This is a genomic window from Nonomuraea sp. NPDC050691 (assembly GCF_040654455.1).
Lineage (GTDB): Bacteria > Actinomycetota > Actinomycetes > Streptosporangiales > Streptosporangiaceae > Nonomuraea.
In genome coordinates this window covers 1-15,151 of record NZ_JBFAIA010000195.1, presented here as the reverse complement: position 1 = coordinate 15,151, position 15,151 = coordinate 1, and the positions used below count along the sequence as shown (strand labels likewise).

Here is a 15,151-nt window from a genome sequence, read left to right as displayed (position 1 = left end):
GTGGGGCGTCGGCATCGACGCCAGCACCACCACGGCCGCCCTCAAGGCCGTCATCTCGGCCGTCAACCGCGCCTCCCGCTGACCCGGCGGGTTCACGACCACCCGGGCGCCGGCACGACCTGCCGGGCCCCGGGTCACTCGACCGCGCTCCCCGCGACCCCGGGGGATGCGCGGTCGAGTCGTGTCCGGGGGCACGCGGAGGGGTGATCACCCGGACCGGGTGAGCCCCATCATCGCGCCCAGCACCTTCACCGAGTGGTCGAACACCAGCCGGTTGTCCTGGAAGGCGCCCTGGAACTGACCGAACACCTCGAAGCTCACCCACCCGTACAGGGACGTCCACGCCGACAGGGCGCGGAGCAGCACGTCACCGGGCACGCCGGGCATGAGGTCGGCCAGGCTCGCCTCCGCCTCGCCCGCCAGAGCCGGGCCGGCCTCGGGGAGGGCGGCGGCCGGCCCGAGCGCCCCGGCCCGCTGGGCGGCGGCGAGGATCCCGCCGAACACCACCAGGTCGCGCACCCTCGGCCCGATCGTGTCCTGCGGCGCCTGGTAGCCCGGGACCGGCGAGCCGTACAGCAGCGCGTACTCGTGGGGGTGCGCGAGCGCCCAGTCGCGTACGGCGTGGCACACGGCCGTCCACCGGCCCGGGAAGTCGCCCTCGGGGGTGGCGGCGTCGGCGCGCTCCACGGCCTCGCCGAGCGCGTTGTAGCCGTCGATGATCAACGTGGTGAGCAGGTCGTCGCGGCTCGGGAAGTAGCGGTAGATCGCCGAGGACACCATCCCCATCTCGCGCGCCACGGCGCGCAGGGACAGGCCGCCGGCTCCCTCGGTGGCGAGCTGTCTGCGGGCGATCTCTATGATCTCCCTGGTCAGCTCGGCACGGACGCGTTCTCTGGCGGTTCGGCTGGCTGTCATGCCCAGCACGTTACCAGAGCGCCGCCAGAAAACGAGAGCACCGCTCTTGACGAGCGCTGCTCGCGTGAGAGAGCATTGCTCTCATAAGCGAACGGTTCATCACCGGAGGTCGAAATGCTCGCCACCCTCAAGGGCGCCAACGCGGTGCTGATGTTCATCCTGGAGCTGGGCGTGCTCGCCTCCGTGGCCTACTGGGGCTTCACAGTGAGCCCGAACTGGGTGGTCAAGCTGCTCGCCGGTCTCGGCGGCCCGGCCCTGTTCATCGCGGTGTGGGCGCTGTTCGGCGCGGGCGGCGGCGCCAACGCCGTGGTGCCGCTCACCGGGATCGCCCGGGCGGCCCTGGAGATCGTCTGGTTCGGCGGCGGTGCCCTCGCGCTCTACGCGGCCGGCCTGGCCACCCCAGCCGTCGTCTTCGCCACCGTCTTCGTCGTCAACGCGGTCCTCCGCATCATCTGGAAGCAGGTCTGACCATGGGCAAGCACGTCGTCGTGGGCTCCGGACAGGTCGGCGGCCATGTGGCCGCGAGGCTCCTCGCGCAGGGCCACGACGTCACCGTCGTCACCCGCTCCGGCACCGGCCCCGACGGGGCGACCAAGGTCGCGGCCGACGTCGCCGACCAGGACCGGCTCATCGAGGTGACCAAGGGCGCCGACGTCCTCTACAACTGCGTCAACCCGCGCTACCACCGCTGGCTCACCGACTGGCCGCCGATGGCCGCCTCCTTCCTGGCCGCCGCCGAGGCCACCGGCGCCGTGTACGTCATGCTCGGCAACCTCTACGCGTACGGCCCCGTCACCGGTCCCATGACCGAGGACCTGCCGCTCGCCTCCACCAGCCCCAAGGCCCAGGTGCGCGCCCGGATGTGGGCCGACGCCCTGGCCGCGCACGAGGCGGGCCGCGTCCGGGTGACCGAGGTGCGCGGCTCCGACTACTTCGGGCCCGGCGCCACCGACCAGTCCTACCTGGGCGACCGGTTCCTCGTCCCGCTGCGCGCGGGCAAGACCATCCAGCTGGTCTGGCCCGCCGACGTCACGCACAGCTGGACGTACCTGCCGGACGTCGCCGACGCGCTGATCGTGGCGGGCGCCGACGAGCGGGCGTGGGGGCGGCCGTGGCACGTGCCCACCGCCGAGCCGCTCACGTTCCGGCAGATCGGCGAGCGGATGGCGGCCATCCTCGGCCGTCCGGCGCCGAAGATGAGCACGCTGCCGTGGCCGGCCGTGCGCGCGGCCGGGCTGTTCTCGCCCATGGCCGGGGAGATGCGGCACATCCGCTACCAGTTCGTCGCCCCGTTCGTGCTCGACTCCTCGGCGTTCCAGACCACGTTCGGCGTGCGCCCCACGCCCGTGGACGAGGCGCTGCGGGCTACGCTCGGCTGATGAAGACAGCCGTGATCGGCCTGGGCGACATCGCCGAGAAGGCGTACCTGCCCGTGCTCGCCGCCCAGCCCGGACTCGACCTCCACCTCTGCACCCGCGACCGGCAGACCCTGGACCGGCTCGGCGACACCTACCGCGTCGCGGGCAGGTTCACCTCCGTCGGCGAGGTGATCGAGGCGGGCGTCGAGGCAGCGTTCGTCCACGCCGCCACGACCGCGCACCGCGAGCTGGTCGAACCGCTGCTCAAGGCCGGGGTCCACGTCTTCGTGGACAAGCCGCTCGCCGACAACCTGCCCGACTGCGAGCACCTCGTACGGCTGGCGCACGCCGAGCGCCGCTCGCTCATGGTCGGCTTCAACCGCAGGTACGCCCCCGGCTACGTGGGCCTCTCGGCGCTGCCCCGGCACCTGATCCTCATGCAGAAGAACCGCGCCGGCCAGCCGGACGAGCCCCGCCGGACGGTGTTCGACGACTTCGTCCACGTGGTCGACACGCTGCGCTTCCTCGTCCCCGGCGAGGTGACCGGCACCGCGATCCGCACCCGCGTCGCCGGCGGCCTGGCCGAGCACCTCGTGCTGGAGCTGACCGGCGACGGGTTCACCGCGATCGGCTCCATGTGCCGGGTCAGCGGCGCCGCCGAGGAGAGCTGCGAGGTCATGGGCGGCGGCCTCAAGCGGCGGGTGGTCAACCTCGGCGACGTGATCGACTACGCGGCCGGCGAGACGCTGGTGCGGCGGCCCGACTGGGTGCCGGTCGCCCGGCAGCGCGGCATCGAGCAGGCGTGCCTGGAGTTCCTCGACCCCGTGCGGGCCGGGCGCCTGCTCACGGCCGACGACGCGCTCATCACCCACGCGATGTGCGAGGACATCGTGCGGCACGCCGTGGAACACGGCACGCCCTGACCCATGACCGGCCCCGCAACAGGGGGCCGGCCGGGCGGCCACCGCTCGGTCATCCACCGGTCCGACTCGTTCAGCATCCGCCGGAACGCCTGGCCGCCGAGCCGCGTCAGCACGGTGAAGCCGCGCGGGTCGTGCAGAGGACTGGAGGACGAGACGACGCCCGCCACCGCCCCGTCGCGGAGGACGGGGCCGCCGCTGCCGCCGTCGGGGGCGTGGCAGTTGCGCGTCACCAGCACCCCGGGCCCCCCGGCCGCGCCCTCGGAAGCGTCGCCCAGGCAGTGGTACAGGTCCGTGCCCGGGTACCTCTTGCCCGCCGGATAGCCGAGCAGTTCCAGCCCGCGCATAGAGGTGCCGTACCGTGTGCGCAGCGTCCGCAGCCCGGGCCCGGTCACGTCCTCCAGCGCCGGCCCACGGCCGCCGACCCCGACCAGGCCGACGTCGTACGGGAGCTGATCCTCGCTGCCCGGCCCGGTGCGCCACCGCTCGGGCACCCACGTCCGCACGGCCCGCCACACCCCGAGCGGCGGCCGGCCGCCCTGGAAGCCCGGCAGGAACGACACCTCCCGCAGCCTCCTGCCCCGGTCGTACAGGCAGTGGGCGGCCGTGAGCACCAGGTTCCGGCTGCGTGACCTGATCACCGCGCCTCCGCACAGCACCGTGCGGCCCGTGACCGGGTCGCGGGCCAGCACCAGCCCCGCCAGCCGCTGTTCCCCGGTGTAGGGCGGGGCGACGGGCGCGTACCCCAGCCGGTCGCCGCCCGGCGTCAGGACCTGGCGCTGCGGCACGGACCGCTGCGCCAGGACCTGCGTGCCGGGCACGAGGGGCGGGCGCGAGCCGGGCACGAGGGGCGGATGGAGGAGGGCGAGGGGCAAGGTGAGGGACAGCACCGACCTGAGCACGTCCCCCACCTTAGGTCCCCGATGATCAATGCCCTGACCTGCGACACCTCGTGATCGACGAGGTTTACCCAACCTAGGTGCGGTCCCGGGCGGTCTCGCTCAGGGGTACAGGCCGCGCACCCGGTGCGCCTCGGCGACCCGGTCCACGCCGATGACGTGCGCCGCCTGCCGCAGGGTCAGCCCCCGCTCGCCGGCCAGCGAGCACACCTCGCCGTACGCGCTCTCCATGAGGTCGCGCAGCTTCAGCTCGACCTCACCGGCGCTCCACGAGTACGCCTGCATGTTCTGCACCCACTCCAGGTACGACACGATCACCCCGCCCGCGTTGGCCAGGATGTCCGGGACGACCGTCGTGCCGGCGTCGGCGAGGATCTCGTCGGCCTCGGGCGTGGTGGGCCCGTTGGCGCCCTCCACGACGAGGCGGGCACGGACGCGGGGCGCGTTGGCGGCGGTGAGGACGTTCTCCAGCGCGGCCGGCACCAGCACGTCGACGTCCAGTTCCAGCAGGTCGTCGTGGGCCATGGCGTCGGCGTACGGGTAGCCGAGCACGCCGCCCGACTCGTCGGCGTGGGCCCGCAGCGCGGCCACGTCGAGCCCGCCCGGCGCGTGGACGGCGCCCGTGGCGTCGGAGACCGCGACGACCACGCAGCCCGCGTCGGCGAGGTACTGCGCGGCGAGCGCGCCCACCTTGCCGAAGCCCTGCACGGCGACCGTCACGCCCTCGGGCGAGCGGCCGAGCGCGGCGAGGGCCGCGATCTGCACGCCGCGCGAGGTGGCGCCGGCCCGGCCGAGCGAGCCGCCCAGCGTCATCGGCTTGCCGGTGACCACCCCGGGCACCGAGTAGCCGGTGTTGACGCTGTAGGTGTCCATGATCCAGGCCATGGTCTGCTCGTCGGTGCCGACGTCGGGGGCCGGGATGTCCTTCTCGGGGCCGATGAGCGGCAGGATCTCGTTGACGTAGCGGCGGGTCAGCCGCTCCAGCTCGCGCGTGGTGAGGGCCCTCGGGTCCACGGCCACGCCGCCCTTGGCGCCGCCGTACGGGATGCCCACGAGGGCGCACTTCCAGGTCATCCACATCGCGAGGGCGGTGACCTCGTGGATGTCGGTGGCCGGGTGGAAGCGGATGCCGCCCTTGGCGGGGCCGCGCGAGATGTTGTGCTGCACGCGGAAGCCCTGGACGACGTCCATCTGGCCGTTCTCACGCCGCAGCGGGACCGAGACGGTCAGGGAGCGGCGGGGGGTGGCGAGCATCGTGCGCAGCCCGTCGTCGAGGCCGAGGTGCTCGGCCGCGTGGTGGAGCTGCCGGAGAGCGGAGTCGAGGGCCTGCAGGCCCGGGGTGGTGAGGTCGGACGGGACCGGAACCGGTTTCGCGAGCGCCGGCGTCATTGACGGCACCATGACGGTCATGGAAGGAGTGCCTCCTGGTGTGTACCCCCATGGAGAAGGCAGGCGCCATTGCCTGCCTCTTTGGGAGTAGGTGTCGCGATGATCCTATAGCGGCCCGTTTCGACGCGACTGGGTTTTTTGCTAGTCGTGGTGAAACGGTGCTGCATTCATCGATCCAACCCCTAGCTGGTGGCGCCGCCTAGGTGCCACTCTGGCAGCCTTGGGTACGGGAGTGTGCCTTGTTGTCGAATCGGGGGGTTGTGATGCCCGCACTGGTGCTCGGGCCGATGCTGCGTTACGTGGACGCGTCCAGCGCCTCGATCTGGGTGGAGACCGACGCGCCGTGCGCGGTCTCCGTGGTCGCGGACGGACGGGCTCACGACTCGCGCACGTTCACGGTGCACGGCCACCACTACGCGATCGTCGACCTGACCGGCTTACTGGCGGACGTCGACGGGTACGCGGTCGAGCTGGACGGCGAGCGGGTGTGGCCGGAGGAGGGCCGGCCGCCGAGCCGCATCCGGCTTCTGCCGCCCGAGGGGCCGCGCCGGATGACGTTCGGCTCCTGCCGGACGAGCGTGCCCCACGACCCCGCTCATGTCCTGACGCATGGCGAGGACGTGCTGCGCGCCTACGGCGGCCACCTCATGGAGGCGGGCGACGACGAGTGGCCCGACCTGTTGCTGCTGCTCGGCGACCAGGTCTACGCCGACAGCCCGTCGCCCGAGATGCTGGAGTACATCCACGCCCGCCGGGACGACGAGCCGCGCAACGAGATCGCCGACTACGAGGAGTACGCCGAGCTCTACCGTCAGGCGTGGAGCGACCCGGAGATCCGCTGGCTCCTCTCGACCGTGCCCACAGCGATGATCTTCGACGACCACGACCTGCGCGACGACTGGAACACCTCACACACCTGGCGCGAGCAGATGGCCGCGACGAGCTGGTGGCGGCGCCGGGTGATCTCCGGACTCGGGGCGTACTGGATCTACCAGCACCTCGGCAACCTGTCGCCGGCCGAGCGGGAGGCCGACCCGCTGCTGCGCAGCCTGCGCGCGGGCACGGGCGACGGCGGCGGCGCGCTCGACGACTTCGCCGAGAAGGCCGACGCCGACCCCTCCTGCACCCGCTGGAGCTACGCGCGGGACCTCGGCCACACCCGCCTCATCATGATCGACACCAGGTGTGCCCGGCAGCTCACCCCCGGCGACCGCCGGATGCTCGACCCGGGGGAGTGGCAGTGGCTGGTCGACGAGGTCAGCAAGCCGGCCGGGCGGCTGGTCATCGGCTCGTCGATCCCGTTCCTGCTGCCCGAGGGGGTCCACTCGGTGCAGAACTGGAACGAGGCCCTGTGCGACGGCAAGTGGGGCCGCGTGGTGGCGCGGCTGTCGGAGAAGTTCCGGCAGGCCGTGGATCTGGAGCACTGGGCCGCCTTCCGCCGCTCGTTCGACGACCTGGCGCGGCTGCTGGTGGACGTGGGCAAGCCGACGCTGATCCTGTCGGGCGACGTCCACTACTCCTACGTGGCCAAGGCGGACGCCGGCCACATCCACCAGGTCGTCTGCTCGCCGATCCGCAACCCGCTCAGCCCGCTGCTGCGCTGGGCCAACGTGATCACCCAGTTCGGGGTCGCGACCCTGGTCGGCGGCTGGCTCGCGCGCTCGGCCCGCATCCCGAGGCCGCCGTTCCGGTGGCGGGTGAGCGAGGGGCCGTGGTTCCAGAACGCCCTGGCCACCCTCACCTTCCCCGACCGGGCCACCTGGTACCAATCCTCCGGTAACACCGTCAAGGAGATTGCTTCTGTACAGATAACATGAAAATCGTTATCGTTTGCCGCTGTGAGCAATGACCAGTATTCCGTCGCCGTGCCCTTCTACGACCTGTGGCATGAGGACGGGCACGTGCCCGAGATTCGCGAACTGCTCCCGCCGCTGCTCAAGGGCGTCCGGCGGAGCGTGCTGGAGATCGGCGCGGGCACCGGCCTGATCACCCGGGTCATCGCCCGGGAGACCCCCGCGGAGGTCTTCGCGGTCGAGCCGGCGCTCGCCATGCGCTCCGTCCTGCTCTCCCGCCTGTCCGAGGACCCGGCCCTGCTGGAGCGCGTGACCGTCCTGCCGTGCGGGGCGCACGACGTGAACCTCGACGAGCCCGCCGAGGCCGTCGTCATGATCTCGGTCCTGTACGGCTTCGGCCCGGCGGAGCGCGAACGGCTCTGGCCCGTGCTGGCCCGCCAGCTCGAACCCGGCGGGCTGCTGCTGTTCAACCACCGCGAGCGGGCCCTGCCCGAGCCCGGGGAGATGGAGCTCATGGGCTCCTACCGGGTGGGCCGGCACACCTACCAGGTGCGGGGTCAGGTGCTGGAGGTCTCCGGCGAGACCTCGCGCTACCGCCACCTCTACCAGATCACCCACAACGGGGACCTGATCAGCGAGGACGAGGTGCTGGGCGAGACCCACCGCCCCTCCACGGCCCGGCTGCGGGCCGAGCTGGAGGCGGCCGGATTCGTCCCGGACGACGCCCCCGACGGCATGCAGGCCTGGCGCCGGGCGGGATAGCGCGGCTTCGCGGCTTCGCGGCTTCGCGGCTTCGCGGCGAAAGGCGGGGCTCCTGGCGGACGTGCGGCCCCGCCACAGGCGAGGGTTCGCGGCGGGGCCGCACGTGCGGTCCGGTGCGGGCGCCGTACGGCGGCGCGGGCCGTACGGCGCCCGTCAGCTCAGCGGAACGAGGCGATCGCGTCGGCGAGCTGGTCGACCGCCCAGAGGAGGTCCTCCTCCGAGATCACGATCGGCGGCGCGAGCCGGATCGTGGAGCCGTGCGTGTCCTTGGCCAGCACGCCCCGCGCCATGAGCGCCTCCGACACCTGGCGGCCGGTAGCCAGCGACGGGTCGATGTCGACGCCCGCCCACAGGCCGCGCCCGCGCACCGTCACCACGCCCTCGCCGATGAGCTCGCTCAGCCGCGTGTGCAGCACCTCGCCGAGCCGGGCGGCGCGCTCCTGGAACTCGCCGGTGCGCAGGATCTCGATCACGGCGTTGCCCACGGCGCAGGCCAGCGGGTTGCCGCCGAAGGTGGACCCGTGCTGCCCCGGCTTGATCACGCCGAGCACGTCCTCGTCCGCGGCGATCGCCGACACCGGGACCACGCCCCCGCCCAGCGCCTTGCCCAGCACGTACATGTCCGGCACGACGCCCTCGTGGTCGCAGGCGAAGGTCCGGCCGGTGCGCCCGAGACCCGACTGGATCTCGTCGGCGATCATGAGGATGTTCTCGGCCGTGCACAACTCGCGCAGCTGCGTCAGGTAGCCGTCCGGCGGCACCAGCACCCCGGCCTCGCCCTGGATCGGCTCGACCAGCACCGCGACCGTGTTGGCGTCGATCGCCTCGCGCACCGCCTCGACCGAGCCGTACTTGACGATCTTGAAGCCCGGCGTGTACGGCCCGAAGCCGTCACGCGCGTCAGGATCGGTGGAGAAGCTGACGATCGTGGTGGTGCGTCCGTGGAAGTTGTCCTCCATCACGATGATGGTGGCCTGCTCCGGCTCGACGCCCTTGACCTCGTAGCCCCACTTGCGGGCCACCTTGATCGCGGTCTCGACGGCCTCGGCGCCGGTGTTCATCGGCAGGATCATGTCCTTGCCGGTGAGGTCGCCGAGCCCCGCGCTGAACTCGGCGAACTGGTCGTGGTAGAAAGCGCGGCTGGTCAGCGTGAGGCGGGCGAGCTGCCGCTGCGCCGCCTCGACGATCTTCTCGTTGCCGTGGCCGAAGTTGAGCGACGAGTAGCCGGACAGGCAGTCGAGGAACCGCCTGCCGTCGACGTCGGTCACCCATGCCCCCTGCGCCTCGCGGATCACCACGGGCAGCGGGTGGTAGTTGTGCGCGCTCCGGCGCTCGATCACGCCGATCAGCTCTGAGCTGGTCGTCATCCTAGTTCTCCCCCCTGATCTCCAGTGTGCAGCACTTCGGGCCGCCTCCCGCCTTCCGCAGCTCGGACAGGTCGACGGGGATCGGCTCGTAGCCCCGCCGCTTCAGCTCCAGCTGCAGGTCCCCGGCCTCGTAGTTGATCACGACGTGGGTGCCGTCGCTGACCGCGTTGAGCCCGAGCACCTCCGCGTCGGCCGCGCTCGCGAGCACCGCGTCCGGGAACATCCGGGCCAGGACCCGCCGGCTGCCCTCGGAGAAGGCGTCGGGGTAGTAGCAGACGTTGTGGCCGTCGAGCGGGAACAGCGCCGTGTCGAGGTGGTAGAAGCGGGGGTCCACCAGCGTGAGCGACACCACCGGGCGGCCGACGAACTCCTGGGCCTCCAGGTGGGCGGCGACGTTCGTGCGGAAGCCGGTGCCGGCCAGCACGACCTCGTCCAGGGTCAGGAAGTCGCCCTCACCCTCGTTGACGTGCTCGGGCTCCAGCACAGGGTACCCGCGTTCGGCGAACCAGCGCAGGTACGCCGGCCCCTCGGGGCCGCGCTGCGGGAAGGCGAAGCGGGCGCCGTACGCCCGGCCGTCCACGACGAGGGCGCCGTTGGCCGCGAACACCATGTCGGGCAGGCCCTCGACGGGGTCGATGAGGCTGACCTGGTGCCCGAGGCTCTCGTACGTGGACTTGAGTCCTTCCCACTGCCGGATCGCGACGTCGCGGTCGGCGCCCGCCTCCGGATGCATCCACGGGTTGATGGCGTACTCAACCGCGAAGTGCTCGGGGCGGCACATGAGGAAGTGCTTGGGCATGCAGGTCTCCGTAGAGGTCGTACAAGGGGTGTGTGAGCCCCGGGCGCGGGGGACGAGCACAGCCTAGGAATGTATGTTTATGCAGGCCAAGCAATGCGAATGGCGTGTTCGCGCGGGTCTGTTGCGAGTATCGGGAGTCGGCGTGCGATCCGTTGCGCGGCCTCCGGACGGCCCCGCCGCGCGGCTACCGGAGGGCGGCCTCGGGAGGCGTCCCCTGCACGGCGGCGACCCCCGGCACGTCGCTCACGGAGGCCCCCGCCGGCGCGTCCACCAGGCGCGACAGCACGATCGAGCTCTTGGTGCGCACCACGAACGCCTCGGCCGCGATCCGCTCGATGACCCGCTCCACATGACGCACGTCCGTGGCGCGGATGTGCAGCAGCGCGTCGGCCTCGCCGGTGATCGTGGCCGCCGCCACCACCTCGGGGAACTTCGCGACCGCGAGCGCGATGTCGGACGGCTTCGTCTTGCCCTGACAGAACAGCTCGACGTACGCCTCGGTGGTCCAGCCGAGCGCGCGCGGCGCGACCCGGGCGCTGAAGCCGGTGATGACGCCGGTCTCACGCAGCCGGTCGACCCGGCGCTTGACGGCAGACGCGCTCAGCCCGACGTGGTGCCCGATCTCCGCGTAGGTCTGCCGGGCGTCCTCCACGAGGGCCGCGATGATGGCGCGATCCAGCCGGTCCAGTTCCACGGGCCCTGTATACCGCCTCGCCCCGCCGCGGCGCGACGCGGCCCGACGTCGGCGCGCCGCGCGACATGACCGGACATGCGGCAGACTAGGCGCCGCGCGACGCCACCCGCCGCGTCCGCGTACGTCGCCGGAGGGTTGTCGATCGATGAGCACAGCGAGCTTCCCCGAGGGGTTCGTGTGGGGAGTGTCCACGTCCGCCTACCAGATCGAGGGGGCGACCACCGAGGACGGGCGCGGCCCGTCGATCTGGGACGTCTTCCCCGGCGGGGGCAACGGCGATCCGGCCTGCGACCACTACCGGCGCCATCCCGACGACGTCCGGCTGATGAAGGACCTCGGCATGGCCGCCTACCGGTTCTCGGTGAGCTGGCCGCGCGTCATGCCCGCGGGACGGGGCCGCCTCAACGGGCCCGGTCTGGACTTCTACGACCGGCTGGTGGACGAGCTGCTGGCGGCCGGCATCGCGCCGTACGCCACCCTCTACCACTGGGACCTGCCCCAGGCCCTGGAGGACGAGGGCGGCTGGACCTCCCGCGACACCGCCCACCGCTTCGCCGACTACGCCCGGGCCGTCCACGACCGCCTCGGCGACCGCGTCGGCACCTGGTTCACGCTCAACGAGCCGTGGGTGGCGGCCTTCCTGGGGTACGGCTCCGGCGTCCACGCGCCCGGCAGGCGCTCGGTGGCGGAGGCGTTCACCGCCGCGCACCACATGCTGCTCGCCCACGGGCTGGGCCTCGAGGCGCTGCGCTCGGCGGGCGTCGAGAGGGCCGGCATCGTGCTCAACCTCTCGCCCGTGCTCACGCCCGGCCAGCTCGCCGACCTGGAGTCGCAGCCGTCCGAGGAGGACGCGGAGGCGGTGGCGCGCATCGACGCGCTGTACAACCGGCAGTTCCTGGAGCCGGTGCTGCGCGGGCGCTACCCCGCCGACCTGCTGGCGCTGGTCGAGCGGACGGCCGGGCTCGGGCACGTCCGCGACGGCGACCTCGACCTCATCGGCCGGCCGATCGACCTGCTGGGCGTCAACTACTACACCCCGACCGCCGTGCAGGCCAGGCCGGGCGCGGCGGCCGACCCGGCCTTCCCGGGCAGCGAGGGCGTCCTGTTCTGCAGCGTGCCCACCGCCGTGACGGCCATGGGCTGGCCCATCGTGCCCGGTGGGCTGACCCTGCTGCTGCGCCGCCTGTCGCGGGAGTACCCCCAGACCGAGATTATGATCACCGAGAACGGGGCGGACTTCGTCGACGTGCTGACGCCCGACGGCATCCACGACGTCGAGCGGACGAGCTTCATCGAGGAGCACCTGCGCGCCCTGCGGGTCTCCCTGGAGGAGGGGGCCAGGGTCCGCGGCTACCTCGTGTGGTCGCTGCTCGACTGCGTCGAGTGGACCGACGGCTACCGGCGCAAGTTCGGCCTGGTCCACGTCGACCTGGAGACCCAGCGGCGGCGGCTGAAGGACAGCGCCCTGTGGTACCGCGACGTCATCGCCCGCAACGGCCTGCCCGACGGCCGGACGCGGCGGCCCACGCTGGAGACCGTCGCCGCCCGCGCCGGCGTCTCACGGGCCACGGTCTCGCGGGTCGTCAACGGCGAGGCGTCGGTCAGCGCGGAGGCGCGCGACGCGGTGCTGCGCGCGGTCAGCGAGCTCGGGTACGTCCCCAACGCCGCCGCGCGCAGCCTGGTCACCCGCAGGACCGACGCGGTGGCGCTGGTCCTGTCCGAGCCGCGCCACGGCGGCGACGCGCTGATCGCGGCCATCGTCCGGTACGTCACCAGCATGCTGGAAGGGGCCGGCAAGCAGATCACGCTCATGATGGCCGACACGCCGGAGAGCCGGCGCCGCGTCGTCCAGCACGTCGAGGCGCGGCAGGCCGACGGGGTCGTGCTGCTGCCGCCCGACGACCACGGCCCCCTGGCCGAGCGGCTGGCCCGCACCGGCGTGCCCGTCGTGCTGCTCGGCCGGCCGGCCGTGGCCTCGCTCGTGCCGCACGTGGACGTGGACAACGCCGGCGGGGCGGGCGCGGCCACCGCCCACCTGCTGACCCGCGGCCGCCGCCGCATCGGCATGATCTGCGGGCCGACGGACCTCGTCGCCGTGCAGGACCGGCTCGCCGGGCACCGCGACGCCCTGCGTGAGGCGGGGCTGCGGCCGCTGCTCGCCCTGGCCGGGCTCGACCGCGAGTCGGGCGCGGTGGCGGCCCGGCGGCTCCTGTCCGACCACCCGGAGCTGGACGCGATCTTCGCCACGTCCGACGACCTGGCGATCGGCGCCCTGCGGGCGGCCCGCGAGGCGGGACGGCGGGTGCCGGAGGACCTCGCGATCGCCGGGTTCGGCGACATCGACGCGGCCTCCTGCACGACGCCGGCCCTGACCACGGTCCGCGCGCCGGTCAAGGACCAGGCTCTCGCGCTGGCGCGGCTGATGCTGTCCCGCCTGGACGGCCGGCACGCGGGCCCCGTGGTCCTGCCGGCCCGGCTGGTGGTACGCGACTCGGCCTGACGCCGGGCCGGTCTCCGGATCGGGCGGGTCAGGAGGTCGAGAACGTGAACCAGTTGAGGTTGACGAAGTCGGCCGGCTGGCCGCTGCTGAAGGTCAGGTAGACCGTGTGCCGGCCCGTCACCGGCGCGATGTTGGCCGGGACGGTGCGCCAGCTCTGCCAGCCGCCCGTCGAGGCCACCGCGAAGTCGCCCGCCGGGGCCGCGCCCAGGCTGTCCAGGCGCACCTGGACGAGGCCGCTCACCCCGCCCGCCGCCCCGGAGGCCACGCGAACCTTCACCTGCCGGGCCGCCTCGGAGCCGAAGTCGACCCCGTCGAAGCGCAGCCAGTCGCCGTTGGAGACGCCGCCGACGTTCTGCCCGCCGCCGGTGTCGGCCGTGCCCTCGACCATGGTGCCCGACTGGGCCTGGTAGCCCTCGGCCTGGATGGTGGAGCGGGCGTCCACCCCACCGGGCGGCACCGTGGGGGTCGGCGTGGGGCCGGGGCCGCTCTGCCACACGGCCACGTAGTCCACCAGCATGGACCGCCCGGGCGCCGTGGCCGCAGTGGGCGTGCCGGAGCCGGCCACGCCGTTGGGGAAGGCGCCGCCCATGGCCACGTTCAGCAGCAGGAAGTAGCCGGCGTGGCCGGTCATGCCGTTCCAGGTGCCGGCGTCGAGCTGGGCCTGGCTCACGCTGTGGAACTGCTGGCCGTCCACGTACCAGCGGAGCTGGTTGGGGCTGACGGAGCGGTCCCACTCGAAGCGGTAGGTGTGGAAGGCCGACTGGCAGGTGGAGCCGGGGCAGGCCCGGCTGGCGCCGAGACCGTTCGTCTCCTGGCAGGGGCCGCCGGGGTTGACGCCGCAGTGCAGGACGCCCCAGACGGAGTTGATGCCGTTGACGTTCTCCATGAGGTCGAACTCGCCGATGCCCGGCCAGTTCCAGTAGTTGCCCCGGTACGGCGCGCCGAGCGCCCAGAACGCCGGCCAGTAGCCGAGGGCGGCGTCACCGGTGACGTTCGGCATCTGGATGCGGCCCTCGATGCGCAGCACGCGCCCGTCGGCGGGCTTGAAGTCGGCCCGCCTGGTCTCGACGCGGGCCGAGGTCCACTCGCCGGACGAGCTGCGCTGAGGGGTGATCCGCAGGTTGCCGGAGCCGTCGAGGCCGAGGTTGGCGGCGTTCCCGGTGTAGTTCTGGATCTCGCCGGTGCCCCAGTTGGCGGGACCGCCGGGGTAGGCGTGGCCGGTGTCGACGATCCACTCGGCCGACGGGGCGGAGCCGGAGGGGCCGGTGAAGTCGTCCGACCAGATGAGCGACCAGCCGGACGGGGTGGGCGGGACGGCGGCGGAGGCGCTGACGGCCGCGTGGACGAGCAGGCCGGCGAGCGTGACCAGGGCGGCGGCGAGGGCGGCCAGGCGGCGCCGGTGGCGGTGGCCGGGGAGGAGGCGCGTTGTCATGGTTGCTCCTGGGGGATGCGGGGGCGGAGCGAGGACCGATCGTCAGAGAGCGCTCTCTTGCACTGAGATAAACATGCCTTCACCATGGCGTCAACGCTGCTCGCGCGAGGAGGAGAGCGCTCTCAGCTCACGGGTGCGGTCCGCGCGTGGGTCCGCCGCGGGCCGGGGAGCGTGCCGCGCACGGGACGAGCCGGAAACGCGAGCGAGCCGGGGGGGGGGGGGGCGCGGCCGGCCCGCGCCCCCGCCCGCGGGGGGGGGGCGGCGGGGCGGGGTGGGGCGGGGGGGCGGGGCGGGCCGCCGCGGGCGGGGGCGGCGACCGCAGC

General features: G+C 73.1%; 12 protein-coding genes. 6 read left to right on the top strand and 6 right to left on the bottom strand.

Annotated elements, in window-relative coordinates; translation table 11 throughout:
• Window positions 1-207: 207 nt before the first annotated feature.
• Window positions 208-915: a TetR/AcrR family transcriptional regulator gene (locus AB0H81_RS38595; protein ID WP_358385379.1), complete on the bottom strand. Its 708-nt coding sequence runs from the start codon at window positions 913-915 to the stop codon at window positions 208-210.
• 114 nt (window positions 916-1,029) lie between these two features.
• Here AB0H81_RS38595 and AB0H81_RS38590 point away from each other — a divergent pair, with 114 nt between their 5' ends.
• The 3 genes from AB0H81_RS38590 to AB0H81_RS38580 are packed head-to-tail and all read left to right on the top strand — an operon-like array spanning window position 1,030 to window position 3,196.
• Complete coding sequence (locus tag AB0H81_RS38590) at window positions 1,030-1,383, top strand: YrdB family protein (protein WP_358385376.1); 354 nt, start codon at window positions 1,030-1,032, stop codon at window positions 1,381-1,383.
• Between the two features lie 2 nt (window positions 1,384-1,385).
• Entirely contained in the window at window positions 1,386-2,294 is a 909-nt protein-coding gene (locus tag AB0H81_RS38585) for an NAD-dependent epimerase/dehydratase family protein (protein ID WP_358385374.1), read from the top strand.
• On the top strand, window positions 2,294-3,196 hold the full coding sequence (locus AB0H81_RS38580; protein ID WP_358385371.1) for a Gfo/Idh/MocA family oxidoreductase: 903 nt from the start codon (window positions 2,294-2,296) through the stop codon (window positions 3,194-3,196). The genes AB0H81_RS38585 and AB0H81_RS38580 overlap by 1 nt, the downstream gene beginning before the upstream one ends.
• A 998-nt stretch (window positions 3,197-4,194) precedes the next feature.
• Here AB0H81_RS38580 and AB0H81_RS38575 read toward each other — a convergent pair.
• Window positions 4,195-5,502: a Glu/Leu/Phe/Val dehydrogenase gene (locus AB0H81_RS38575; RefSeq protein WP_358385368.1), complete on the bottom strand. Its 1,308-nt coding sequence runs from the start codon at window positions 5,500-5,502 to the stop codon at window positions 4,195-4,197.
• A 242-nt stretch (window positions 5,503-5,744) separates the two neighbouring features.
• Here AB0H81_RS38575 and AB0H81_RS38570 point away from each other — a divergent pair, with 242 nt between their 5' ends.
• On the top strand, window positions 5,745-7,298 hold the full coding sequence (locus tag AB0H81_RS38570; RefSeq protein WP_358385365.1) for an alkaline phosphatase D family protein: 1,554 nt from the start codon (window positions 5,745-5,747) through the stop codon (window positions 7,296-7,298).
• A gap of 21 nt (window positions 7,299-7,319) precedes the next feature.
• Window positions 7,320-8,036 carry a class I SAM-dependent methyltransferase gene (locus AB0H81_RS38565; RefSeq protein ID WP_358385362.1) on the top strand — a complete coding sequence of 239 codons (717 nt, stop codon included), beginning with the start codon at window positions 7,320-7,322 and terminating at the stop codon, window positions 8,034-8,036.
• Window positions 8,037-8,194: 158 nt separating this feature from the next.
• Here AB0H81_RS38565 and rocD read toward each other — a convergent pair whose 3' ends face one another.
• The 3 genes from rocD to AB0H81_RS38550 form a co-directional block, all read right to left on the bottom strand.
• Window positions 8,195-9,403 carry an ornithine--oxo-acid transaminase gene (gene rocD, locus AB0H81_RS38560; protein WP_358385360.1) on the bottom strand — a complete coding sequence of 403 codons (1,209 nt, stop codon included), beginning with the start codon at window positions 9,401-9,403 and terminating at the stop codon, window positions 8,195-8,197.
• A gap of 1 nt (window position 9,404) precedes the next feature.
• On the bottom strand, window positions 9,405-10,262 hold the full coding sequence (gene ddaH, locus AB0H81_RS38555) for a dimethylargininase (protein ID WP_358385357.1): 858 nt from the start codon (window positions 10,260-10,262) through the stop codon (window positions 9,405-9,407).
• Between the two features lie 124 nt (window positions 10,263-10,386).
• Window positions 10,387-10,896: an Lrp/AsnC family transcriptional regulator gene (locus AB0H81_RS38550; protein ID WP_358385355.1), complete on the bottom strand. Its 510-nt coding sequence runs from the start codon at window positions 10,894-10,896 to the stop codon at window positions 10,387-10,389.
• A 145-nt stretch (window positions 10,897-11,041) separates the two neighbouring features.
• Between AB0H81_RS38550 and AB0H81_RS38545 the strand changes: the two genes are divergently transcribed.
• Window positions 11,042-13,396 carry a GH1 family beta-glucosidase gene (locus tag AB0H81_RS38545; RefSeq protein WP_358385353.1) on the top strand — a complete coding sequence of 785 codons (2,355 nt, stop codon included), beginning with the start codon at window positions 11,042-11,044 and terminating at the stop codon, window positions 13,394-13,396.
• A gap of 28 nt (window positions 13,397-13,424) precedes the next feature.
• On the opposite strand, the gene AB0H81_RS38540 is transcribed toward AB0H81_RS38545, so the two are convergent.
• Window positions 13,425-14,828, bottom strand: coding sequence for a glycoside hydrolase family 16 protein (locus AB0H81_RS38540; protein WP_358385350.1), 1,404 nt, complete (start codon window positions 14,826-14,828; stop codon window positions 13,425-13,427).
• Window positions 14,829-15,151 lie beyond the last annotated feature (323 nt).

Bases quoted from the DNA above. Each gene is read 5' to 3' on its own strand.
- AB0H81_RS38595 (WP_358385379.1), bottom strand. From the start codon at position 915: ATGACAGCCAGCCGAACCGCCAGAGAACGCGTCCGTGCCGAGCTGACC.
- AB0H81_RS38590 (WP_358385376.1), top strand. From the start codon at position 1,030: ATGCTCGCCACCCTCAAGGGCGCCAACGCGGTGCTGATGTTCATCCTG.
- AB0H81_RS38585 (WP_358385374.1), top strand. From the start codon at position 1,386: ATGGGCAAGCACGTCGTCGTGGGCTCCGGACAGGTCGGCGGCCATGTG.
- AB0H81_RS38580 (WP_358385371.1), top strand. From the start codon at position 2,294: ATGAAGACAGCCGTGATCGGCCTGGGCGACATCGCCGAGAAGGCGTAC.
- AB0H81_RS38575 (WP_358385368.1), bottom strand. From the start codon at position 5,502: ATGACCGTCATGGTGCCGTCAATGACGCCGGCGCTCGCGAAACCGGTT.
- AB0H81_RS38570 (WP_358385365.1), top strand. From the start codon at position 5,745: ATGCCCGCACTGGTGCTCGGGCCGATGCTGCGTTACGTGGACGCGTCC.
- rocD (WP_358385360.1), bottom strand. From the start codon at position 9,403: ATGACGACCAGCTCAGAGCTGATCGGCGTGATCGAGCGCCGGAGCGCG.
- AB0H81_RS38545 (WP_358385353.1), top strand. From the start codon at position 11,042: ATGAGCACAGCGAGCTTCCCCGAGGGGTTCGTGTGGGGAGTGTCCACG.
- AB0H81_RS38540 (WP_358385350.1), bottom strand. From the start codon at position 14,828: ATGACAACGCGCCTCCTCCCCGGCCACCGCCACCGGCGCCGCCTGGCC.